Annotated in this window: 20 protein-coding genes, 1 tRNA gene and 1 pseudogene; 11 read left to right on the plus strand and 11 right to left on the minus strand. The window is 36.7% G+C overall.

The features are described from left to right. From BUB45_RS18130 to BUB45_RS18140, 3 genes and pseudogenes are all read left to right on the plus strand, one after another. Positions 1–370, plus strand: a pseudogene (locus BUB45_RS18130) (IS5/IS1182 family transposase); the annotation flags it as partial. Further along, on the plus strand, positions 357–707 hold the full coding sequence (locus tag BUB45_RS18135) for a DegT/DnrJ/EryC1/StrS family aminotransferase (RefSeq protein ID WP_073013100.1): 351 nt from the start codon (positions 357–359) through the stop codon (positions 705–707). The pseudogene BUB45_RS18130 and the gene BUB45_RS18135, both read left to right, overlap by 14 nt. A 1247-nt stretch (positions 708–1954) precedes the next feature. Continuing rightward, positions 1955–3037 carry a glycosyltransferase family 2 protein gene (locus tag BUB45_RS18140; protein WP_073013103.1) on the plus strand — a complete coding sequence of 361 codons (1083 nt, stop codon included), beginning with the start codon at positions 1955–1957 and terminating at the stop codon, positions 3035–3037. 381 nt (positions 3038–3418) lie between these two features. Here the strand turns inward: BUB45_RS18140 and BUB45_RS18145 are convergent, their stop codons facing one another. After that, positions 3419–4831, minus strand: coding sequence for an MFS transporter (locus tag BUB45_RS18145; protein ID WP_073013105.1), 1413 nt, complete (start codon positions 4829–4831; stop codon positions 3419–3421). A 260-nt stretch (positions 4832–5091) separates the two neighbouring features. Then, complete coding sequence (locus BUB45_RS18150) at positions 5092–5397, minus strand: magnetosome magnetite crystal formation protein family (RefSeq protein ID WP_073013107.1); 306 nt, start codon at positions 5395–5397, stop codon at positions 5092–5094. 232 nt (positions 5398–5629) lie between these two features. Between BUB45_RS18150 and BUB45_RS18155 the strand changes: the two genes are divergently transcribed. Next, complete coding sequence (locus BUB45_RS18155; RefSeq protein WP_073013109.1) at positions 5630–6133, plus strand: ferritin; 504 nt, start codon at positions 5630–5632, stop codon at positions 6131–6133. Positions 6134–6257: 124 nt separating this feature from the next. Here BUB45_RS18155 and BUB45_RS18160 read toward each other — a convergent pair whose 3' ends face one another. Continuing rightward, positions 6258–7751, minus strand: a complete 1494-nt coding sequence (locus BUB45_RS18160) for a peptide MFS transporter (RefSeq protein ID WP_073013111.1) — start codon at positions 7749–7751, stop codon at positions 6258–6260. Positions 7752–8077: 326 nt separating this feature from the next. Between BUB45_RS18160 and BUB45_RS18165 the strand changes: the two genes are divergently transcribed. Continuing rightward, positions 8078–8150: transfer RNA gene (locus BUB45_RS18165), tRNA-Ala, on the plus strand. Between the two features lie 257 nt (positions 8151–8407). Here the strand turns inward: BUB45_RS18165 and BUB45_RS20520 are convergent. Continuing rightward, the gene (locus tag BUB45_RS20520) at positions 8408–8581 is read right to left on the minus strand and encodes a type 1 glutamine amidotransferase family protein (protein WP_244527769.1); all 174 of its coding nucleotides are present in this window, start codon (positions 8579–8581) and stop codon (positions 8408–8410) included. A gap of 308 nt (positions 8582–8889) precedes the next feature. Next, the gene (locus BUB45_RS18175) at positions 8890–9288 is read right to left on the minus strand and encodes a VOC family protein (RefSeq protein WP_073013113.1); all 399 of its coding nucleotides are present in this window, start codon (positions 9286–9288) and stop codon (positions 8890–8892) included. Between the two features lie 129 nt (positions 9289–9417). Between BUB45_RS18175 and BUB45_RS18180 the strand changes: the two genes are divergently transcribed. Beyond that, entirely contained in the window at positions 9418–10149 is a 732-nt protein-coding gene (locus BUB45_RS18180; RefSeq protein ID WP_073013115.1) for a DUF421 domain-containing protein, read from the plus strand. A gap of 229 nt (positions 10150–10378) precedes the next feature. On the opposite strand, the gene BUB45_RS18185 is transcribed toward BUB45_RS18180, so the two are convergent. Then, positions 10379–10930 carry a transcription repressor NadR gene (locus BUB45_RS18185; protein ID WP_073013117.1) on the minus strand — a complete coding sequence of 184 codons (552 nt, stop codon included), beginning with the start codon at positions 10928–10930 and terminating at the stop codon, positions 10379–10381. After that, entirely contained in the window at positions 10879–12066 is a 1188-nt protein-coding gene (locus BUB45_RS18190; protein WP_073013119.1) for an IscS subfamily cysteine desulfurase, read from the minus strand. The genes BUB45_RS18185 and BUB45_RS18190 overlap by 52 nt, the downstream gene beginning before the upstream one ends. A gap of 175 nt (positions 12067–12241) precedes the next feature. Here BUB45_RS18190 and nadB point away from each other — a divergent pair, with 175 nt between their 5' ends. The 5 genes from nadB to BUB45_RS18215 all read left to right on the plus strand — a co-directional run bounded on the left by nadB (position 12242) and on the right by BUB45_RS18215 (position 17025). Beyond that, entirely contained in the window at positions 12242–13825 is a 1584-nt protein-coding gene (nadB, locus tag BUB45_RS18195; RefSeq protein ID WP_073013121.1) for an L-aspartate oxidase, read from the plus strand. Further along, positions 13794–14627, plus strand: a complete 834-nt coding sequence (gene nadC, locus BUB45_RS18200) for a carboxylating nicotinate-nucleotide diphosphorylase (protein WP_139300205.1) — start codon at positions 13794–13796, stop codon at positions 14625–14627. The genes nadB and nadC overlap by 32 nt, the downstream gene beginning before the upstream one ends. A gap of 219 nt (positions 14628–14846) precedes the next feature. Next, a complete protein-coding gene (gene nadA / locus BUB45_RS18205) occupies positions 14847–15953 on the plus strand; it encodes a quinolinate synthase NadA (RefSeq protein WP_073013125.1) in 1107 nt (368 codons plus the stop codon). Positions 15954–16366: 413 nt separating this feature from the next. Next, positions 16367–16621 carry an AbrB/MazE/SpoVT family DNA-binding domain-containing protein gene (locus tag BUB45_RS18210; protein WP_176087363.1) on the plus strand — a complete coding sequence of 85 codons (255 nt, stop codon included), beginning with the start codon at positions 16367–16369 and terminating at the stop codon, positions 16619–16621. Between the two features lie 5 nt (positions 16622–16626). After that, positions 16627–17025, plus strand: a complete 399-nt coding sequence (locus tag BUB45_RS18215; RefSeq protein WP_073013129.1) for a type II toxin-antitoxin system death-on-curing family toxin — start codon at positions 16627–16629, stop codon at positions 17023–17025. Positions 17026–17158: 133 nt separating this feature from the next. Here the strand turns inward: BUB45_RS18215 and BUB45_RS18220 are convergent, their stop codons facing one another. The 4 genes from BUB45_RS18220 to BUB45_RS18235 form a co-directional block, all read right to left on the minus strand. After that, complete coding sequence (locus BUB45_RS18220; RefSeq protein ID WP_073013130.1) at positions 17159–20956, minus strand: 5'-nucleotidase C-terminal domain-containing protein; 3798 nt, start codon at positions 20954–20956, stop codon at positions 17159–17161. 146 nt (positions 20957–21102) lie between these two features. Then, positions 21103–21945 (minus strand): M15 family metallopeptidase, encoded by an 843-nt coding sequence (locus tag BUB45_RS18225; protein WP_073013132.1) that lies wholly within the window; start codon positions 21943–21945, stop codon positions 21103–21105. 97 nt (positions 21946–22042) lie between these two features. After that, a complete protein-coding gene (locus BUB45_RS18230; RefSeq protein ID WP_073013134.1) occupies positions 22043–23134 on the minus strand; it encodes a sensor histidine kinase in 1092 nt (363 codons plus the stop codon). Then, positions 23127–23822 (minus strand): response regulator transcription factor, encoded by a 696-nt coding sequence (locus BUB45_RS18235; RefSeq protein WP_073013135.1) that lies wholly within the window; start codon positions 23820–23822, stop codon positions 23127–23129. The genes BUB45_RS18230 and BUB45_RS18235 overlap by 8 nt, the downstream gene beginning before the upstream one ends. Positions 23823–23899: the final 77 nt, after the last annotated feature.

Below are 23899 nucleotides of genomic sequence, written 5' to 3' on the forward strand. Positions count from 1 at the left end.
AATCGAAGCGTATGCCAACCGATATTCTTTCGTATGGAAAAAGGCAATCACCAAACATGAAGCCAAGATGTATACCAAATGGCAAGCCCTGCTGGAACAGATTAATACAACATACTGTCAGATTTTCACCAGTCCTTACGAGACTTTTTTAGAAGATTTGAAAAAAGTGCTTGTTTTCCTGGAGAAAGTAAAAGCGAAAGAAAACATCACGTTCGTTTATGGAAAAGGGAAAAGAAAAACGGTCCTTCAACGTTATCATGAACAAGTAAAGGAAATGCTTCAACGTAAAGAACACTACGATACTTCCAATCAGATTATGGGAGAGAAACGAAACAGTTATTTTTTTAGACAATTTCTTGCGTCAAAGTAAAGAAATTGCTATGAATTATACAAAAGATTTGAATTTTTTTGTAAAAGTACCAGAAATCCCTAAACATAATGAACATGTTTTTCATCAGTATTGTATTGAATTAGATAATAGAGAGGATCTCAAAATTACATTAGAAAATAACGGGATAGAAAGCGCTATATATTATCCTATCCCCTTACATTTACAAACATCCCTTCACTATCTAAATTATAAAACAGGTGATTTTCCAATTACAGAACATGTGTCACAAAAAATATTAGCACTTCCTATATCTCCTATGCTTTCTAACAAAGATCAAAATTATATCATAAAAACAATACGGGCATTTTTGAAATAATTTCTAATGTTAAGCAAGTATGATTCTTCCTGAAATTTAAGCTGTATGTTTCGTTTTGATACCAGCAATATAAATTCTTTCCTCCTTGGTCATCTCAGCTTTAGTATCTAGAACCTTATACAGAAAGGCTTACTGGTAATTCGCCAGTAAGCCTTTCTTGTGGTCTAGGAAATTATAAAATTTTGCAGCTGTAGATAAACTTACTAAGTTATTTACCACGTCCGACTCCAGCACCCAGCAACTAGGCGACTTCATTCCATTCCCCTAAGATAAGTCATCATCGGTTCGTTCTAAATAGGAAGGCCGACTAAAGACGGGCTTGCCGGAGGGCGCCAGCATACTCCTGTTGCAGGAGCATGATTCCTAACTTTCGTTGATTTGCTCCACTCGCTACGTTGCTAACCGGGCGCCCCGAGCCTTTGTTCTATCTTCCAATTTTCAAGTTTTCTCTTTTTTCACTCCAATTCCTGTGGTTTTTATTTTGTTTTAATCCTCTTTCATTCTTTGCTCCATTGCATTCGCAACATTTATCATTCTAATCACCTATTTTTCGACTATACAAACTTTTAACTGAATGTAATCAAGCTATACTACTAGGTACTGGTTGCCCTTTTTAGGTTACTAGATTAGCTGGACTTATGGATGTTTGAACTTTTAATTTACTAAAACTGGATAGCTGATTATGTACATCTTTTTAAAAAATGTCGTATAAATGGAAATATTTTACTATATTTAAATTTAAAAATTCTTGAAGTAAGTCATTTAATGTTGTTCTGAAAAGAAACTATTAAATTCTACTTAGAATTTTCAGCTCTCTGTTCCATTTTGAAGTAAGGATTTTACAACTCTATAATATTTGAGATAAATTGATTGTAACTATGATAATGACCTAATCAAAGTGATGAATAAGTTAAAAATGAAGGTTTTCGAAAGCTCATTTGAATTAAAATTAAAGGAAAATTCTTTTGAAAACACGCCGATAAAATGAACCTTCCATCAGTAGGATTTCCTTTCCCCTCTGATTGTTCGTAATCCAAAGATTTCACCTAAAGGCCACCTGACAAAAAGGAAATATAGACGCCGTTACTTTTTAGTGCTTAGACTTGCCCACACATCCTCCGTTTTATGGAAACAGGAATTTCACACCACTTTTATATACAAGATCACTTTGTTTTCTAAAAGGTCTGAGAACTTAACTGAAAATTACCTTGTACTTTTTATAATGAAATAAAAATGGAGGGAAACCAATGCATTCTATAAGCTTGTGTATGATTGTTAAAAATGAAGAAGAAGTCTTGGAGCAATGTTTGCGCAGTGTAGAATCTATTTGCGACGAGATTATTATATTAGATACTGGTTCAACTGATCGTACAAAAGAAATCGCATTACAATTTACAAATAAAGTATTTGATTTTGAATGGGTAGATGATTTTTCTAAAGCTAGAAATAAATCATTTAGTTATGCAACAAAAGATTACATTTTATATCTAGATGCAGACGATGTCGTTCTTCCAGAAGACCTTGATAAACTAAAAAACCTAAAAAAAACAGAATTAAATGACACTATTGATGCCGTATCCATGTACTACCACACTTCATTTGATCAACAAGGAAATCCTACTTTTAAGTTTAGAAGAAATCGTCTTTTAAAAAGAAGTAATCATTTCAAATGGTTTGGAGCTGTCCATGAATACATTTTAGTATATGGTAATATATACCATTCTGATATAGCTATTACTCATCGTAAAGAGGATAAAGAAATAGACCTTTCTACAAGAGATCGCAACTTAAAAATTTACGAAAAACAATTGGAAAAAGGGGTTGAATTTGCTCCCCGAGAATTATTTTATTATGCGAATGAATTAAAAGATCATCAACGCTTTCTAGAAGCCATTAATTATTATAAAAAATTCTTAAATTCAGAACGTGGTTGGATAGAAGATGCAATTCGCGCATGTATCTATATGGCTGACTGTTATAAGGCACTGGGTGAAATAGATGAGGAGACAACAGCTTTACTGCATACGTTTAAATTTGACCTCCCTCGGCCAGAAGTGCTTTGTAGACTTGGTGACCATTTTATGAATAAAAATAGTTTTCAAAAAGCAATTAGATGGTATATGTTAGCTCTTACAATTGAAGTAGAGAACGATGCAGGATTTACTAATATCGCTTATACTACCTGGTACCCACATTTACAAATGTGTGTATGTTATTGGCGATTGGGAAATAAACAGAAATCATATGAGCATCATCTAAAAGTAAAAGAGCATGATCCATATTCTGAATTCGCTATTAAAAATGAAAAATTCTTTAAAGACATTCATTAAATGAAAAATCTTGTCATTTAATTTTTTTACAAGACAATGTAACAGAACCCGTCAAATACTTTTTAAATCTAAACGCTCTTGATTCACATCCTATTCAGACCACGAAACAATGATGCTGATATCTCCCACTTAGATTTGTCCAGCTCGAATCTTCTAATTATATAAGTGGGAGCCATACAGCATCTATAACCGTTATAAACTGCCCTTGCATGGATTTTTTCGCCAACATCTGCACATTAGTAAAGCCCTTGCCTTGCGAGATCTTTAAATCATGCTGTTCACACAGGATATCTTGATAAAACTTGCGTACACCCAGCTGACCATAGTGTTGTATAAAATGGATTATCAGCTTAATTCACCACAAGTTATGTTGGTAAGTCACTACACTTTCTTTAATATACGAAGCGTAATAACGAGAGCAATGATTGTAATAAATGTTAGTGCTAAAAAAACATCTGAATAAAATGGCGCATCTAACTCATAAATAGGGTTAATGGCATTCTCCCCTTTACGACGTAAGGCTAAGAAAGTACCCATCAACGCTGAACCTACACCTGTACCTAAGAATAAAGCGCCTTGGAATAATCCCATTCCTACTCCTACCAGTTCCTTGTTCAATGTAGATACGGCAAAGTTATTCGCAGGAGAATTTATGAGCGCATAAGCAATCCCGCTTCCTAACACGCCTATCGATAACATAATGGGGGATCCTCCTGCAAAAAGGGAGAGAAAGAACGTAGAGCCACCCATACATATCAGACCAGCTATTAACAGAAGTTCATGTTTTATACGGTCAGATAATCTTCCTATAATTGGTGATAAAATGGCAACAGCCGCTCCTCCTGGTAACAGGAGCATTCCAGCCTCACCGGGTGAAAGTCCATTCACTTCCACAACTAACAGTGGAATAAATACAAGAATAGGGAAATAAGCAAACATGGACAAAAAAATGATGAGCACAGAACGAACATAAGCACGATTCCTCAACAAAACCGGTGGAATAAATGGATGACTAGCCGTCCTTATTCGAATGATCAAAATAACTAGAGCAACCAACGATACAGCTAAACATACCATGGTTAAGTAGGAAGTTAAACCTTGATTTTCAGACAAAGTAACACCTAGCAAAAAGAAACCTATCGTCAGACCGAGTGAAATACCACCTATGACATCAAATGTTTTGTTTGTTTCACTCTCTAAAGGATTGATTTTTTGCATGGAGATTTGAGCACTTATTGCAATAAGTATCCCTAAAGTAAATGTGATCCAAAATAAAGCTTTCCAACCTAGCCATTGCCCCACGAGTCCTCCAAAAATCGGACCACCAGCAGTTCCGATACCAATACTACCAGCAACAATTCCTAAAACGATACCACGTTGACCTGGTGGATATACTCTAGAAATAACGATAATAGAAACGACGGACACGGAAGCCATTCCAGCGCCTTGAATCATCCTTCCAAATACTAACATGTTTAGATCCGTCGCAAGTGCAGCAATAAGATTGCCTAATGTTAAAATGAATACACCTATCGTAAACAACTTTCTTGCCTCTACAAAGTCGGAAATACGCCCATAAAAAGGAATGGCTATTGCCAAAACAAGCGCCACACCCCCAACTACCCAACTCGTTTGTGCTTCAGATGCTCCTAAGTCATTACCAATCATGCCTAATACAGGCGTAACCATGTCGACAGTAACCCCAGATAATAACACGGAGAATGCTAAAGTCATGATTAACAAAACATTTTTACCGTGTTGCGTGCTTCGATTATGATTCAATTGTTTATTCATTATTTTTCCTCCTAAATAGTGTAATACAATTTTAGGAGGAAATTTCTATTGTTTTAACCACTTCCAACACTCCTGAGAAGATAATATAAGTACTTCGCTCTTTTTAAAACTAAATCTATCATACCATAAAAAAAAACTAAAAAACAAAGCGTTAATTTATATATTTCTTATTATTAAAACGGAATGACGTAAAGTGTTTTTACATCACTCCCGTTATTTTCCATCCATATTTTTAGTCAACGTGAGGCATTTTTCTTTGTCTAAGCTGTAGAACCTCCTTGCAAAACTTTAACTCCTTTAACTAAATTGAGAATAAAATAATATGCATTTATAACCACTACTGTTGCTATCGCTAAGGTGGTCACATTTTCATTTAAGTTACTAATCAAAAGAGCAATGAATGCTCCAATAACCGTTATCGCAGGAATTAAATGTATAAATAAAGCACTTTTAGCATGGTTTTTAATACCTCTATCTGATAAGAAATAAACAACAATGGGAAAAATAAACGGAGCAAAAAATACGCTAAAATAACAAAGTGAAGATAAGATGTGTTCGGATTTCATTGTCAGTTCACCTCATCGATTGATTTGATAAATTTATATTACCATAAAAACAGGCAAAATTATCTTACAATGTCGAAAGGTTGATATAACATTTCATCTACCTTTAACACATTCCCATTATGATGGAGGAGATGTTTTTTGTTTTAAAGAGAAATCTCGCACGATATTTTAGAACATCATTTTCATTGGGGCATAACCTATTATGGAAATGTAAAATATGGAGGTATATAATATGGTCAAAGAAGAAGTTCAGCAACTATTGAATCAACTCATTCAGATTGAGCATATATCAACAACTTTGTATTTAGCTATGTCAGCCTACTTAGATCGTAAAAACTACACTGGTATGGCAAGGTGGTTAAGGTTGCAATCGGAAGAAGAGAGAACGCATATGCTAACTTTAATTGATTACTTAACTGGAAAAGACGGCATTGTTAAGCTAAGTGATGTTCCTCAACAACCAAGTGATTTCGGAACGCCACTTGAAACTTTTGAAAGCGTTCTTGAACATGAGCAATATGTAACAAATGCTTATCGACAGGCTTATGATTATATAACACAAGTGGATCCACAAACAACTGTTATCGTTCTTGAATTTTTAAGAGAGCAAATTGATGAAGAAGCGCAAGCATTAACGATTGTCGAACGATTGAAATTGGCAAACAATACTCCATCAGCCTTATTGCTTATAGATCAAGAATTAGGTCAAAGACAGAATGCAGGAGGTACTGCATAATTGTAAACCAGTCGTATCATAACGGACTCGCGCACTCTAATTTGTGATAAATCTTGAGCTGTGTGGAATAAATGTCACCTGTCTCATTATAGATAGAATATCCTTCATGAGACAGGTGTAAATGTTAACGAATCCCTCTCATAAACTGTTGAATTTTTGGTGACATTAACAATAAAATTACTCCTAGTAAAATTGCAACCCCGCCAATAACCCCAAAATAAATAATTTCTGTAGCTGGTTGATAAAGTTTTACAATTTGCGCATTTATTGCTTGGGCAGAAGCGTTTGATAAAAACCATAGACTCATTGTTTGGGCTGAAAATGCAACTGGTGCAAGCTTGGTAGTTGCGGATAAACCGACAGGCGATAAACATAGTTCACCAATAACAACGAGTAAAAAGCTAAGCACGAGCCAGATGGGATTCACTAACGTTTCCGTTCCATTAATAGCTGCTGGAATAATCATGACTAAGAAAGATAGCCCAGCAAAAAACAGACCGAGAGAAAACTTTTTAGAAGTGGATGGCTGTCGTTCGCCCATATTAATCCATAATCCCGCAAATACAGGCGCCAAAACAACAATAAATAATGGGTTTAACGATTGAAACCACGATGAGTGTAGCTCTATACCTAGAAATTCCAATTGTGTCCGTTTGTCTGCATATTCTGCTAGAATGATAGATCCTTGCTCCTGTATTGCCCAAAACATGATCGCGGCAATGAATAAAGGAATATAAGCAAGCAGACGTGATTTTTCATCTTCATTTGTTTTAGGGCTACGATACATGACAATAAAGTATATGGTAGGAATAAGAATTCCAAGTATGCTTACAAGGTAAGTAAATCGGTTAATTGTTAATATGCCTGTCGATATAGTAACAAAACCTAATATAATAATAAAGATAATTCCAATAGTCATTTGTCCAAACACTTTTTTCTTTTCATCTTTAGCGAGTGGATTAGGTACATACGTTCCGGCTAAACCGAGGTATTTCTTTTTTGTAATTACAAAAACAATGAGACCTAATAACATACCTATTGCTGCTACACCGAAGCCTAAATGAAAATTGTATTCTTGGCCTAATGTACCAACAATTAAAGGTGCAATTAACGCCCCCATATTTATACCCATATAAAAAATACTAAATGCTGAGTCGCGTCTTACATCCGATAAGCGGTAAAGATCACCAACTACACTAGAGACGTTCGGTTTCAACAAGCCTGTACCCATAATAATTAAAAACATAGATAAAAATAATCCTGTTACCCCAGCAGGTAACGCTAATACAATGTGACCAACCATAATTAATACGCCACCATAAAACACCGTTTGCTGTGTTCCTAGTAGCCTATCAGCAATCCATCCTCCGATAATTCCTGACATATACACAAGTGATCCGTAAATTGCCATAATGGATTTAGCAGTATCATTAGCGATACCTAATCCGCCACTTGCAATCTCCGTATACATGTAATAAAGTAACAGCGCGCGCATTCCATAATAGGAAAAACGTTCCCAAAATTCGGTGAAGAAAAGTGTAAACAAACCTTTTGGATGACCAAAGAATCCCGTCTGGGGGACACTATTTACAATTTCTTCTTTACTATGTGCTAACATGATTCAAACTCCTTCAGAATAGACTGATAATTTTTCTTCAAGATGTTTTTATGGTACTCCTCCCATTTTTAAACGTCAAATTACGAAAAATTATGATATCTAAAGCGAGTTGTTTCATATCTTTATTTGTAAAAAGCTTAACTATCTTTGTTTTGGCAATTATTCAGAGCGCTTCAAGAAAGCTCGTCCATTCGCTTAGATATTCACTTTTCTGTATACATATCGTTCACCGATTCGTCATTTATAAATATTTTGTCAGTATTTCTTGATTGATACACTTGAAATAATATGCGCAATTATTTATAATAAGATTTGTGTCTATACTGGGGGTCATAGCTCAGCTGGGAGAGCGCTACGCTGGCAGCGTAGAGGTCAGGGGTTCGATCCCCCTTGACTCCATTAATAAAAAGGGATGCAGTAATATTACTTACTGCATCCCTTTTGCCATAATATGAAGAATGTGATAGTATAGTCCAGCTCTTTCTAATTTATTTATTACCTCACTTATTTCTTCTGACTTTTGCCCCTCACTTATTACAAAAATCACCCCAAGTATGGGTTTCTATAATTTTTACTATATTTATAAAAGCCATGCCTATTCATATACAGCATTTTCTTCCTATTCTCTGGCGTATCAAAATGAATCAATTCTAAAACTAAATTGGTAAACTCAATAGAACCGTTTCATTTGCAGCGACCAAATTTTTATCTTTTATTGCTTGTTGCTCTAGAAAACTGCCCTCAGGATGATAATTTTCATCATCATTCCATATGAAAACTGAATTGTTTAAAAACCCTTTTTTTACCACATGGAACCCACTGCACCACATATGGCCTCCTATTGGAATGTTGCTTTGTAACTCACTGCAAAAGCTGTTTATTATCATTGCTCCATGAATGTCCACCAATCATTACTAGTAAGTGAAAATCTTTAGGCTCTATCCCAATAGTATAGTCCACAGAGGTTTTAAATCCACCTATTGAATTTACAGTATCCTCTAACAATTATAGTATCTCGTTGATTTAATGCACTGCTAAATGAGCACCTTCCCAAACTGCATACTCGTCTAATATAAGAAATAACAGCCTATTCATAATCCAATTTCCCTTCGAACAAAATTTGCCAAATTTCATGGAACTATTCAGGAGCTACTAGCTCCACTTTTATTCGATCTGGGTCCTCAAAGTATACAGCATAGTGATCATCTCCACCAGCAAATGGATGCTGCTTTTTATACAGTATAGCAATTCCTTTATTTTTTAATTTCTTCGTCATATCATCTACGTGTTGACGTGAATCAGCATAAAATGCAAGATGATTTAAACCAACTCGACATCTATGATAAGTCACATCCAGAAATCGTTCTTCTGCTTGTACAAAAACGATGTATGTCTCACCTTTTTTCCAACTTTGTCCACTTTCCCATTTTTGAAAAGCACTGTATCCCAATTCCTCCAGAAACCACCCCCAAAAATGCGTGGATGTTTTTAAGTTAGAAACATATAACTCTATATGGTGAATAAGCCCTTTTGACAAAAATAACACTCCCATTACCTTCAAATTTTAATTCATTTCATGAAAATAATATTATTTTAGTTGGCATGTAAATAATTATACATTTTCGTGTCATATTAAAGGGTAAAGTTTTCTATATGAGGTGAGGTAATGGAATATGCATTAGAACTACTAAAGATTTTAGGGCGAGTCGTGACCATTTTGCCACTAGCACTATTTGCAACACTTTTTATGGGAAAGCGCTCCATAGGTGAATTGCCGGTATTTGATTTCTTAGTTATTTTAACTTTAGGTTCTGTAGTTGGTGCTGATATTGCAGATCCAGAGGTAAATCATATTTATACAGCCATTGCAATTGTAGCAATTGCTTTACTTCAGAAATTAGTGGCAACGTGGAAAATCAACAATCGCAAAATCGGTCGTTTGTTAACATTTGAACCTACAATGGTTATTTATCAAGGACAATTTTTAGTGAAGGAAATGAAAAAAATACAGTATCCTATTGATACTATTTTACAGATGTTACGGGCACAACAAATTTTTAATGTAAAGGATGTTGAAATAGCTATCGTTGAAGCAAATGGTTATTTATCTATTAAATTATATCCTGAAAAGGAAGCTGCACGTGTCGAACATATTCTAACGCAACAAAGGAGTTCCGCTAAGGGGATTGATGTACCAGTTGTTATTGATGGAACAATATATGAACACGTTCTTTCTTCGAGGAAGCTAAATACAACTTGGCTTTATCAAGAATTGGAAAGAAAAAATATTTTTGATGTAAAAGATGTGTTTTATGCAGCTGTTAACGATCTGAATGAACTCCATGTTAGCATAAGAAACACACATAATCCGCAAAACCTTCCACCTATTCTACATTAGAAAGCTTAGCTTATTGCTAATTATGACAAAACACGATAAAACCTTAAAGCTATATGCTTTGGTATGATGGAAAAGGATCTCTCCTTTTCCTACATGAGAGAGCGTTTCAAGGACACCTATATGAAGTAGCAAAATGTTTAACTAAAACCGTCCACGTCCTCGATCCCTTGAACTTCTTCTATCTTTTTGCACAGCACGAAAGGGTTATTTACTCTTTAGATGCCCGTAATCACTCTCTTATATCGCAATGATCCAACAAGAATCCTGCTTGCTTTAGAGCCATTTCTGCTTCGTTAATTTGTTCTTCTTTAGTAGCAACTAATGTATGCAAATGCACCCCTTCTGTAAGCTGAGACAGATAAGCTGCACCAGTAGAAGTAATTTTTTTAATAAATTGCTCTACCTCCTTACGATTGGATACCCTAATCGAAGCTGTTAGATCGCCATATACGAGATGTTCAATCGTTACATCCTTTACTGTCACACCATGGTCAACAATAATATGTAATTCCGCCTCTGCCTCATCAGGCGTATGCTGGCAAGCGATGGTCTTTTCTACACTCTCAGTAGCTGACGCTTGTAAATACATATACCCTTGACTTGTTGCAATAATTGGTTCGCTTCTCGCTTTTAACAAAGTCACATCGTTAACAATAACTTGCCGGCTGACATTTGTTCTTTTAGCTAATTCACTACCAGTAATCGGTTTGCTCGCATCCTTTAATACGCTTAAAATGAACTGCCTGCGTTCTTCACCAAGTACTTTTTTCTGTTTTTGCAAACTCCTTCACCTACTTCTTTATTTCTAGTTACAATTTCCTTTAATATTTTTACCAATTGCATAACGTCTTTTTCTTTCGTATCTTTCCCAAAAGAAATACGGATAAATTCCTTCTGCCTTTCCTGTGTGTATCCCATTGCTAGCATTGTTTTTCCAGCTGTCGATAACGCTTGACCACATGCGGAGCCAGTTGATATACAAACACCTTTGCGATTACATTGTAACATAATGAATTGTCCTTCATAATGATGCATTGCCAAACCAACAATATGAGGAAGTTGCGATACAGACGATTCAATCACTTGATAGCAATCCTTCAACTCACGCTTTAACTTTATTAAAAACAGTCGACGTAAAGCATCTGCATGATCTACTTCTGCTCTCGTATACTTTACTGCTGCAGCAACAAAAGCTGCAATACCTGGGGTGTTGACGGTTCCACCACGAACACCATGCTCATGGGTTTGTAAAGGAAAAATCCCTTTAATCGCCAACCTCGGTTGTATATAAACTGCCCCCACACCTTTTGGACCATACAATTTATGCGAAGAAATGGAAAAACTGTCAACAACCTGATGCAGCTTGGAAAAATCAACTTTACCAAAGGCTTGGACAGCATCGGTATGAAAAATGATATTCGGAGGTAGTAGCTGTTGAATTTTTTGAAGTGGTTGAATAGCGCCAATCTCTGCATTGACATAACTAATGGTTACCATTATTGTATCCGAACGAATTGCTTTTTCTAGTTGATGTACATCTACTTGTCCTCCTTTTGTATACGGAATCTTCGTTATTTCAAATCCCTTATTTTCCAAATAAGCTAATGCTGAAAAAACAGAAGCATGTTCTGCTTGCGATGTGATAATGTGCTTTCCTTTGTTCGACTGACTTAAGGCAAGGGACACAATTGCTAACTGATTGGATTCTGTACCACCTGATGTAAAATAAAGCCCTCTTGCCGGAACATGTAATAACCTCGCTAACTTTTCCCGGCTGTTTTCTAGTATTTCTTTTGCTTCTCCCCCAATATGGTGTATGCTACTTGTGTTTCCCCAAAAGTTTGCAGCTACCTGCTGATAAATAGCTAACGCTTCCTCATCCATGGGCGTTGTTGCAGCGTAATCAAAGTATAGCATGTTTATCTCCCCTCTTTCTTTCTGAAATTTATTTTTTTAGAGAAAAGAGCTCCTTCTATCTCCCTTCTTAGAAAACAACGGAAGTCAAAACAGTTTTTAGTCAAAAAACACTTGTATTTAGTTTAATAATATGTAATGATATGTGTCAAGACATATGTAAAAAGGTGAATTTACAGTGAAAAAGACAGACATCATTATTATTGGTAGCGGAATTGCTGCATTACAACTTGCCAATCAACTTCAAGAGCAATTAAATGTGACAATAATCACAAAGAAAGCTATAACAAGTAGTAATTCCTATCGTGCGCAAGGTGGTATAGCTGCTGCTATTTGTCCAGACGATGACACCTTCAACCATTATCAAGATACGATCATTGCTGGCGATCAGCACGGGAATGCCACAGCGATTTATGATTTAGTTACAGAAGGCAGGCTATTCATGCAAAATTGGGTTAAACTTGTCCCATTTGATACACATGCAAACGGAAAAATTTCTTTAGGCTTAGAAGGTGCCCATAGTAAAGCTAGAATTGTTCATTGTGGCGGGGACCAAACGGGTAAATATGTCATCCATTTTTTGCTTGACTCATTGCGTTCCTCTACACGTGTTCACTGGATAGAAAACGAGATGGTCATGAATTTATTACAAAATGAATCAGGTCGATGTATTGGCGTTACAACAAAAGACAAAAATGAAGTCTCTCATATGTATATGGCTAACCATGTCGTGTTAGCAACAGGCGGTGCTGGTGAACTGTATACAAATACATCTAATGCTTCCTCTGTTACAGGCGATGGAATAGCGCTTGCTTACCGAGCAGGGGCAAAAATTTGTGATATGGAATTTTTTCAATTTCACCCAACACTGCTCTATATAAATGGGAAAAGTGTTGGACTTATTTCTGAAGCTGTTCGCGGCGCAGGTGCTAGATTAATCAATGATTTAGGAGAGAAAATTATGAAAGAGGTTCATCCGCAAAGAGATTTAGCACCAAGACATATTGTTGCCCATCAATTATTTCAACAAGTAAATAGGGGCAGAAAAATATATCTAGATATTCGACAAGTAAGAGATTTCCCTGCAAAATTCCCTGCCATAACAAAGATGTTGCAACAGCACGGAATATCTATAAAAACAGGTAAGATTCCTGTTGCCCCAGGTGCCCATTTTATGATTGGAGGTGTCCTAATTAATGAATATGGAGCTACCTCCGTAAAAGGTTTGTACGCCATTGGTGAAGTAGCCGCTAGTGGCGTGCATGGTGCCAATCGCCTTGCTAGCAATTCTTTATTAGAAGGACTTGTTTATGGAAAGCGCCTTGCATCCTATTTACAACAGGTGGGCAGTTCGCAGACGATGGATTTTACACCAAAGAAACAACATCGTGAGCAACTAACCGACATCCCTTTTACCAAAAGAGAAATCCAACAATCCATGATGCAAGCTGTTGGAATTATTCGTGATCATGATCGTTTATCCAAACAATTAAGCTGGCTAAATAAGCATCCCAATGACACTTTTAGACAGATAGAACAATGTAGTCTTTCCACCATTCAAAATTATTTTATGTGGATTGTCGCACGTCTCATGACAGAATCTGCCTTACTTCGGACAGAAACAAGAGGCTGTCATATTCGCGCTGATTTCCCGAATAAAGATAACGAACATTGGCTACAAAAACGAATCATTCATTACCAAAGTAATGACAGAATGGAGGTCACTTATGATACCCCTGATACAATTAAAAGCCATGCTTAATTCATTTTTTCTAGAAGATATTGGACATGGTGATATCACAAGTCAACATTTATTCGATTATCATACGCAGGGGACACTTACATTGCTTGCGAAAGAAGAAGGCATTTTTTGTGGGGCAGAAATAATCGACGTTGGCTTTCCGATAGTGCATCCGCTTATGCAAATAGATCGCAAAAAGAATAACAGTGATCAACTAGTGGCTGGTGATGTAATCGCAACTGCAACAGGACCCATGATCCATCTATTACAAGCAGAAAGGGTTATACTGAACCTCATTCAGCGAATGAGCGGTATTGCTACACGCACATACAAAGCAGTAGAAATGGTCAAAAACACAGATGTGAAAATTTGCGATACAAGAAAAACCACACCTGGATTACGTATGTTAGAAAAACAAGCGGTGCGCTCTGGTGGTGGATATAATCATCGGTACGGTTTATATGACGCCGTGATGATTAAAGATAATCATATTGCCTTTTCGGGCTCTATAACCAATGCCGTACAACAAATAAAGTCCAAGCTCGGTCACACCGTCAACATTGAAGTTGAAATTGAAACAAAGGATCAATTGCTAGAGGCAATCTCTAATAAAGTCGATATCATTATGTTTGATAATTGTTCTCCAGAAACTATTAAACGTTGGATACACCATGTTCCAAAAACAATCATTACAGAAGCATCTGGTGGGATTTGGTTTGATCAATTACTTGCATACGCGAATAGCGGTGTAAATTATATTTCATTAGGTAGCTTAACCCATTCAGCACCTTCACTGGATATTAGTGCGTCTGTATATCGTTAACGCATGCACATGGATGTTCCCGTCTTATGCAAGTGTAACAACGCGATCAGAAGAAAAAATTCATAAAGTCATTGTTATTAACGAACTGACAACAAAATTCGCTAGAAAAACTTAGCTTAACACCAAATCTTTATGGAAGAAAAAAATGCCGTTCTATTTATGCTATTAACCAAAAATGTATACATTTTATATCGTGTAAACGAAAGGGGTTTTTTATACATGGATCTACTTCAAGAACTGATTTCATCGACCAACTCTATTCCAGAAGAATATTTGCATGTATCACAACAAGAAATGGAGGAACGGGTGAAGCAAATAAAGAATGATTTGGGAGAAGCCTTATTTATCCCCGGTCACCATTATCAAAAAGACGAGGTTATCCAATTCGCCGATGCTGTTGGAGATTCTCTTCAACTTGCCCAAGTCGCGGCACAAAATAAATCTGCCTCTTATATTGTATTTTGTGGGGTGCATTTTATGGCAGAGACGGCTGATATGTTAACCACTGATGAGCAGATCGTGCTCTTACCAGATAGAAGAGCAGGCTGTTCTTTAGCAGATATGGCTGATATTTACCAAACGGAACGTGCTTGGGAGAAACTGATGCAACAATTTGGCGAATCCATCCTCCCGTTAACCTATGTCAATTCAACAGCAGCAATTAAAGCATTTGTCGGTCAACATGGAGGAGCTACGGTTACATCTTCCAATGCCCATCAAATGGTGAACTGGGCATTTACGCAAAAAGAACGGATTTTATTTTTGCCTGACCAACATTTAGGTAGAAATACGGCTTCTGATCTCGGGATTGTTGAAACAGAAATGGCAGTATGGGATCCAATCCAAGAGGAACTTCTTTTTTCTGGCAATGTAAAAGATGTAAAAGTAATTTTATGGAAGGGACATTGCTCTGTACACGAAAATTTCACGTTAACCAATGTAGAATATATAAAAAAAGAGCATCCCAACATGCATATCATCGTTCACCCCGAATGCAAAAAGGAAGTGGTTGATGCCGCTGATTATAATGGGAGCACGAAATATATTATTGAAATGATTAAACAGGCAAAAGCAGGATCTGCCTGGGCAATTGGAACAGAGATGAATCTCGTCCAACGAATCATTCACAACCATCCAGATAAACATATCATTTCACTAAATCCGTATATGTGTCCATGCTTGACTATGAATCGAATTGATTTACCACACCTTCTTTGGTCTTTAGAAAGTATAAAGAAAGGAAAGCCTGTCAATCAAATTACAGTCGATAAACAGACAGCTTGCCAAGCTCGTTTAGCACTTAATCGTATGTTGGAAAGGGGATAAGCGTAGACTTTTCTAATAACAAGTCTACCCTCCCTTATAAAAAAGACTTATGCAGGTAAAAGGTGATTCCTATACTAAATAGGAGTCATCTTTTTTAGGTTCCACTAATAATTGATTTTCCATTTTAATTCCTTCATGTTTTAGATGATTCATATCCTACTTCATAAAATCTACTTCATCCTTTAGGTTACCAAAAAATGATTCTTGAGGAGCGTTGTCCAAACAGTTACCTCTTTGTGACATAGAGTGGTCCAATCCATACTTCTTTACTACAGGTACCATTTTAGTTTCTTCTATTTGTCATTTTTATTATAATAGGAAGAAAATCACGGTATAATGTAAGTATGTTATAATAGTAATAACGTATGTATATAAGGACTTTTTTCGGCATATACTGAAAAAAGAATATGGAAATGAGTGTGGTTACAATGGAAAAAGAAACTCGGAAAGTGAGCAAGTTGGGAAATAGTTTAGGAGTTGGAATTCCAAAATCAATGGTTGATGCTTTAAATATTCGTCGTGGTGATGAACTAGAATTTGAAGTGAAAGAAAACGCTCTTGTGATTAAACGAAAAGAGAAGTTAGAAGATCAATTAGAACCAGAATTCCTTCGTATGATACAAGAAACTATGGAAGAACATGATGAATTGTTTAAGAGGCTAAAATAGTTCCTATGCGTATACATTATTTAACCGTAAAAGAAGTTACAATCATACACTTCCTTATCATGAGAAAGTACGGAGATGGGGAACAAGCAGGAATTAAAGAGCAAGGATATTTAGAATCGGCAGTATATCGCCCACAGCAAACCTTATTTAAAGAAGATGCCTATCCAACTCTATTTGGAAAAGCTGCGGCATTTTTTGAATCATTAGCGCGTAATCATACATTTTTTAACGGAAATAAGCGTACAGCATTTGCTTCGTTAGATGTGTTTTTGAAAAAGAATCATAAAAAAATTATTTCAGATACAAATGAGAATGAAGTTTTCACTGTGCTTGTAGCAGAAGGAAAATTTAAATTTGAAGACATCGTTCATTGGTTAGAAACTCATACCATCCCTTTAAAATAAAACAACAAAAGCAACAAATTTAATGCTTTCTTAATCTGGTAAAAAATGGTTCCAATCCTCAAAGGCAACAATGATTGGAACCACTCTTCATAAATTTCATCTATTTACATCTCTAACCCTTTCTCCAAAACAGTCAACTTGCTTTGTTTGCTATATATCGTTTTCTTAGATACAACGCTACACCGCCACCCAAAAGCGCTAATCCAATGAATATCAGATTATAAAGATTAGTTGCTGTGTTTGGTAATTTACTTCCATCATCATGTTGACTTCCTGCTGTTCCTAATGCAGTATGTTTCGTACCTCCTGTCAACGTGCCATTACCGTTGTCACTCATCGAGCTGTTGCCGTCATTATCTCCATTATCATCATAGTTATCTTTCCCTAGCGTGTTCCCACCATCATGCTTCTCTTGCTTCTTGGCGTTGTTACCGTCATTTCCAACATCAACATTTGTTCCATCACCGTTATCGCCATTGTCTGTTCCTGGATTTTTTGTCGGTTCTTCTTCATCTTTTGCAACGGAAATTCTTCCTTCCGCTGCATATAAAAACGGGTCATCCTCTGTGGAGTTTAAACTTTTAACAAATTCAACTGTTGCATCAAGATCAGTCGGACCCATGACAGGTTTTTTGCCAAGGTCACTAATCGGACGATATTTCGACCCTTTTGAAGTTCCCATAAAATTATTCACCGTTAAAGTAAACGTTTTGTCTTCCTCAATTGGCGTTCCATCTGGATGCGTAACATTTACTACTTTGCTCGCCTCGGGGTCCCACGTATAATGAAAACCGCTAATGCTATAATCCGGTCCGTATTCTTTCGACAGTTGCGCATTAATAATTGGCACTAAATCTTTTCCTTTAATTTCAAATTTCATTAGTGTATTACCGAATGGCTGAATATTGTACAAGTCTCCCCACGTTACTTTTCCGGCTAATAAATCGTCGCGAATGCCGCCACCATTCATCATTGCAAAATCACTATTCATAACCGACTTCATTCCATCTGCTAGCAGATTCCCCAACCCGTGATCACCATCATTGCTGTAATCACCCGTTAAATCTGTTGCATTATAGCCAATCACTTCATTCATCATCGGCGCAATTTGATGTTCATATTTGGTTAAAATTTTATTGACATTCGGATCCGCTTTGTAATCGCTTTGCTTTACAAATACTACTTCTGCATCTTTTTTCACAATATCACCAGTCGTGCGATCAATTTCCACATCTATATCAGCAAATGCTTTTCCATATTCGGAAGCTTGAACAATAAGCTTATTATCCACGACACCATCTACAACTTGGTGATTATGCGCAGCAAAGATAATATCCACAGCATCATTTACTTCTCTTGCTAGATTAGCAGCTTCACCAGTTGCCCCGTCACCTGCTTGATCAGCTGGAATATGTGCTAATACGGCAATTGCTTCGACACCTTGCTGCTGTAATGCAGCTACTGCTTCATTGACAGCCGCCACTTCATCCGTAAATTGGATATCAGCAATTCCATCAGGCATGACCATACTAGCTGATGCTTGTGTGTTCACACCGATAAAACCGATTTTTTCTCCATCCACTTCTTCCATATGAAATGGTGGTAAAATCGTCTCGCCGCTCTCCTTATCCACACAATTTGCACAAAGCTGTGGGAAATTCATTCCATCATAGCCTTCTGTACCTTTCCCTTCTGGGTGTTCGCCACCGTTTACCATGCGCATAAATTCTTTCGTACCTTCGTCAAACTCATGATTTCCAACTGTACCGACATTAAAGCCAATTTCTTCTAAAATTTCCACCGTTGGCTCATCTTGTAATAGTCCTGAAACAGGTGAACTACCACCAATCATGTCACCAGCATGTACTATGAAGGTATTTGGATTATCCTGCTCTCTTTCCTTTAAAGCTGATGCCACAAAATCCATGCGTCCATACGTATCAAAAACACCGTCTCCATCAGGATCTAAATTATATTGTTGATCAATTTTCCCATGTAGATCATTCATGCTTAAAAATTGTACAAGCAGATTATCTTCGGATGGTTTTCCTGTATTAATAGGTTGATACCCATAAGATTCTGCTTCTTCCGGACTGGAGAAGAACACACGCTTTTCTACCGGCACATCTTCCCAATCATCTGGTACTACATATTCTTTTGTAGCTGAATTACCGACATAACGTAAAAAGCCTTTTTGATCATCATTTGCGCGGAAAGCAAACGGTAATTCCAATAATGGATTGGCTTCATCCCAAATACCTAAGCCTTGATCTTTTGCTTCTTTCACCGCTTGTTGATATTTTGGATATGCTTTTTCATCCATTGGTGCAATAAAGTAAGAGACAGCATAGCCATCACGAACCATTTCCAAGTTTACATTTTCCCCATCAGCAGTAATGACTTCTGCAAGGAGACGACCGTAATCATCTGTCGGCTGTTCTCCGACTTTGACGGTAATTTTGTCACCAGGTTGAATATAGGTTTGAATATGCTTTGTCGCTTCATCACCATGATATTTTTGATTTTCATTTATTTCCTGACGTTCTGGAGCTTTATTTTTTGCTGCATAGGTCTCTGGCGTATCCATATTAACAAACCGAACACGGTCACTACCGAAGACAGGATCAGCAATGCGGATCGTATCGCCATCTGTAATTTTTTCCACCGTTGTTTCATATTCTCCAGCTGCTGAAGGTGGCTCGGGCTGTTGCTGCGCTACTTGTACATCAGCTTGCTCCGTTGGAAGAATCTGATAATCGTTGTATTGACTAACAATTCCCGTAACATCATACCACTGTTTCTCAGCAACTTGACGAATATCTATCGCATTTTCCATGATTCGTAATAACATCGCATTATAGTCTTGATCAATAAATGACACATTATAGCCGCCACCCGCTGGAGAGCTAGGAATGGAAGGAATATATCCATTGACACGTACGAGCTCGCCTTCATAGGATTCGGCTACCTCTTTATTTTGCAAATCTTCCAACGTTATATGCTGTACTTCTGGTAAAGCTTGTCCTTGTTCAAGTACTTCAATCGAAGCTGGAACAACTTCCTTTAGCCCCTTATAGGAGGCTGTAGTTCCGATTACCTTCACACGATCTCCTTTTTGTACCTCAGGTAAGTCTCCTTGTTCAAAGTTAAACAAATTAACCCCAGCGGTTTCATCCTGCATGTATGTACTAAACTGGTTGCCATTGCTCAATGCTTCGGAATTAGCTGTCACAATCCCTTCCACAACAACTTCGGAACCATTCGCTAACTGTCTTGCTTCCGCAATCGTGCTCACTTCTGGCTCTGGATCAGGGTCTGGGTTCGTTGGTTCACCTGGATCTTGTTCGCTTTCCCCGTCCATCGTATGGCTTCCTAAATAAGTAAATATATCTTTCCCATAATCCGTCCATTGGTCTATACGAAAAGTAGCAGTTGGTGAGGACACATTAGCATTTCTGACGAACGTCTTGTCTTTAGCAAAATCAGAATCATCCCCTATTTCACCAAAAACATCAATGATTTCGCCATTCTTTTCCAACGCAATCGCGTCGTTTCCATTAAAGTTAACCACTGCTGATGTAAGATCCGTTACTTGTTGAACAGCAGCATCTGCATCTCTATGCGAGAGTACGAACACATCGCCATTTTTAAGTATCCCTTTTAAGGTTTCCGTATTTGTAGGTTCTGTTTTGCCATTACTGTACAAATTCAACTGATAGTTTGATAGATTCATATCAGTACCTGTACCATTATAAATTTCAATGGCTTTATTAAAAGAACTGCCTTCCACATACTCGGATATAAACAAATCTTCTGCTTCCACATCGCCTTTATCTGCTGCAATCGCAGTCGATGTTGGAACTAGGTTTGAAAATATCAAAGCAATAATGAATACCATGTAACATAATTTCTTTCGTAATTGGTTTCCCATACATACCCTCCATTTTAGTAGATGATGATAACACATCCATACTATGACATAGAGGAAGCGAATATGCTATAAAATTTTGCTTAATTTTTTGTAAATTTAACGAAATATAATGTAAAAAGCAATAGACAATATTCTTTCTGCTTGTTTTATTTATACAGGGTGATAATAATGCCATTTACATTATCACCAGAAATCGTATAGTTATAACCTTTTGGTATCTTTACCTTTTTCGCTTTGGAAACTGCATAATAACGAATATTATACTCTTTTCCATCCACTGTCGCAGAAATTTGTTCCTTTTCTCTTAAGTAAGCTAAATATTCCTCTAAAACAAAGTTTTTATCTTGCATAATGACACTATGCGGTTTTCCGACATAACGTATATGCCATGGCTCATATTGGATGCCAGTAACGTCCGTTTTCGCTTGCGGATAGCGTAACACAAAACCATACTGCCATGCATTTTCCGCAATCCATTTTCCTTCTGCCGCTTCTGCCATCGTTCCTTCTGATGAACCTACATCCAGTGCTAAGCCTAGTTGATGTTCGCTGTAACCCCCTGGCAATGCATAATCTCTTCCCTTTTCTTGATACAATTTTGTTTGTTCTTCAAATGAACGATAGCCACTGCTAATTAAAAAATTATTTACGCCATCTTTTTTTGCGCCTTCTATCATTTCATTAAAATATGCAGTAATTTCTTTGGACAACGCTATATCTGTCGTAAGTAAACCATAATCACCTGTTAATTCTTGATTTTTATATAGGTTTTTAATGTCCGTTTTGGCACTCTCTTTTATCCCATACTCCTCGTTCACCAATAATAATTCTCCTTGGTGAACATCTGCTACATCTATTTTTAACGGGTTTTCATCTTCTACTTCTATTGGATCATGGTAGATAACTGAACTATTATTTCTATCAAACCATAAAATAGCAAGAATAATAGCTATCATAATGATAAACAAAAACTTTGTGCTTTTCTTCATTTTAATTTCCTCCCTTGCTTTTTAAGCATAGAAAGGAAAACTTAAATATTTGTGAGGTTAAACCTTAAATTTTTCTTAAACTTATTTATAAATCATTTCACTGTTTCGGAAGGCGAACTTTAAATACTGTTCGAATGACGGTACTATCAACATCAATACTTCCGCCATGTTGTTCAACAATGTTTTTCGCAATAAATAATCCTAGCCCTGTACTATCAGCCTTGTAAGACCTTGCTTGATCTTGCTTAAAAAACATTTCAAAAAGATGTGGCAATACATCTTCAGGAATACGATCCCCGTAATTGGTAACGTGCACCATGATGTTTCTCTTATCTTCATAAGCTACAACATCTATAAATTCGCCATCTGCGCCATAACGAATAGCATTTGTAAACAGATTTTCAAACACTCTGGCGAGTTTCTCACCATCTGCTGTCATCATTAAATTTGGTTGCATATCCAATCGTGTCTGCACGTGGTTCTTTTCAAACATTGGATAAAATTCTTCGTTCAACTGTTGAATTAGTCCGCTAAGATTAATTTTTGTTTTATTTAATTGTAGCATGCCATAATTCATCTTCGTTATATCGAATAACTCATTAATTAGCCCTTCCAAACGCTGTGATTTCTTAAAAGCAATGGACAAATAATGCCTTTTTTGTGCATCTGTTACATGCTCATCCGTGAGCACCAAATCCAAATACCCAAGAACAGATGTTAACGGCGTGCGTAAATCATGGGCTAAATTGACAACTAACTGATCCTTACTACTTTCAGCAAAATCACCACGTTCAACAGCTTCCTGCAACTTTTTAGTTGCAGCATTAATGTCTGTAGCAATTTGATGAAATTCATCATTCGTGTTAATTTGTACATGGTGAGTAAAATTACCGTTCGCAAGTTCATGAATTCCATGGGATATTTCTTTAAAATAAAGCGAATACCGCTTCGTTAGCAAAAAGAAAAACATAATCGAAAGCGGGATAAATAACAAAAGAAAAAAATTAAAGTCACCTATTGTCCTTATTACACTACGAATACTTGCTAATGGATCGCCTACAAATACGTAGTTGTGATAGTAAAAACGCGCTCCTAGAAAGAGAAGCAATGTTGTTAGACCTGCAAACAACATACTTATTCCAACCAACAAGACCATCTTAAAGCGGAAGTTTTTCATCTTTTTATCCATGAAAGCTGTACCCCACTCCCCAGACGGTTTTAATCCGCTTATCCTTACGCTCGTCTTCCTTCAGCTTTTTTCTTAACGTTCGTATGTGTACCATGACCGTATTTGCACCTTCAAAGTACAAATCATCCCATACTTGTTGAAAGATCGTTTCCACATCAAATACTTTTTTTGGATGGCTAGCCAGTAGAAATAAAATATCGAATTCTTTCCGCGTTAAGTCAACTTCTTTATCATACAAAGTTACCATTCGCTTATCTTTATCGATACATAGCTCACCGTATTCTAAGACGTTGTTTCTTTCTTCTTTTGCGCCATTCAACACGGTATATCGCCTTAATTGCGCCTTTACTCGAGCAACTAATTCCATTGGTGTAAATGGTTTTGTCATATAATCATCTGCACCAATAACAAGCCCCTTCACTTTATCAAAATCAGACGTTTTTGCGCTGACAAAAATAATCGGCATTTGGTAACTCTCTCGTATCTTTTGCGTTACTTCATATCCATTCATATTCGGCATCATGATATCTAAAATCACTAAGTGAATAACCTGTTTTTGTATCATATGTATGGCTTCAACACCATCTGCTACCGTAATCACATTATATCCTTCTTTTTTCAAATGAATAGAAATTAAATCAGCTATTTCCTTCTCATCATCTGCAACTAGTATCGTTGTTTGTGACATCTTCTTCACTCCAATAGTTTATCTCTGTATGATCATACAATACCAAAAATCGCAGAAATAAAACAGATCCAAAATAC

Origin of the sequence: Virgibacillus chiguensis (assembly GCF_900129865.1) — a bacterium.
GTDB lineage: Bacteria > Bacillota > Bacilli > Bacillales > Amphibacillaceae > Virgibacillus > Virgibacillus chiguensis.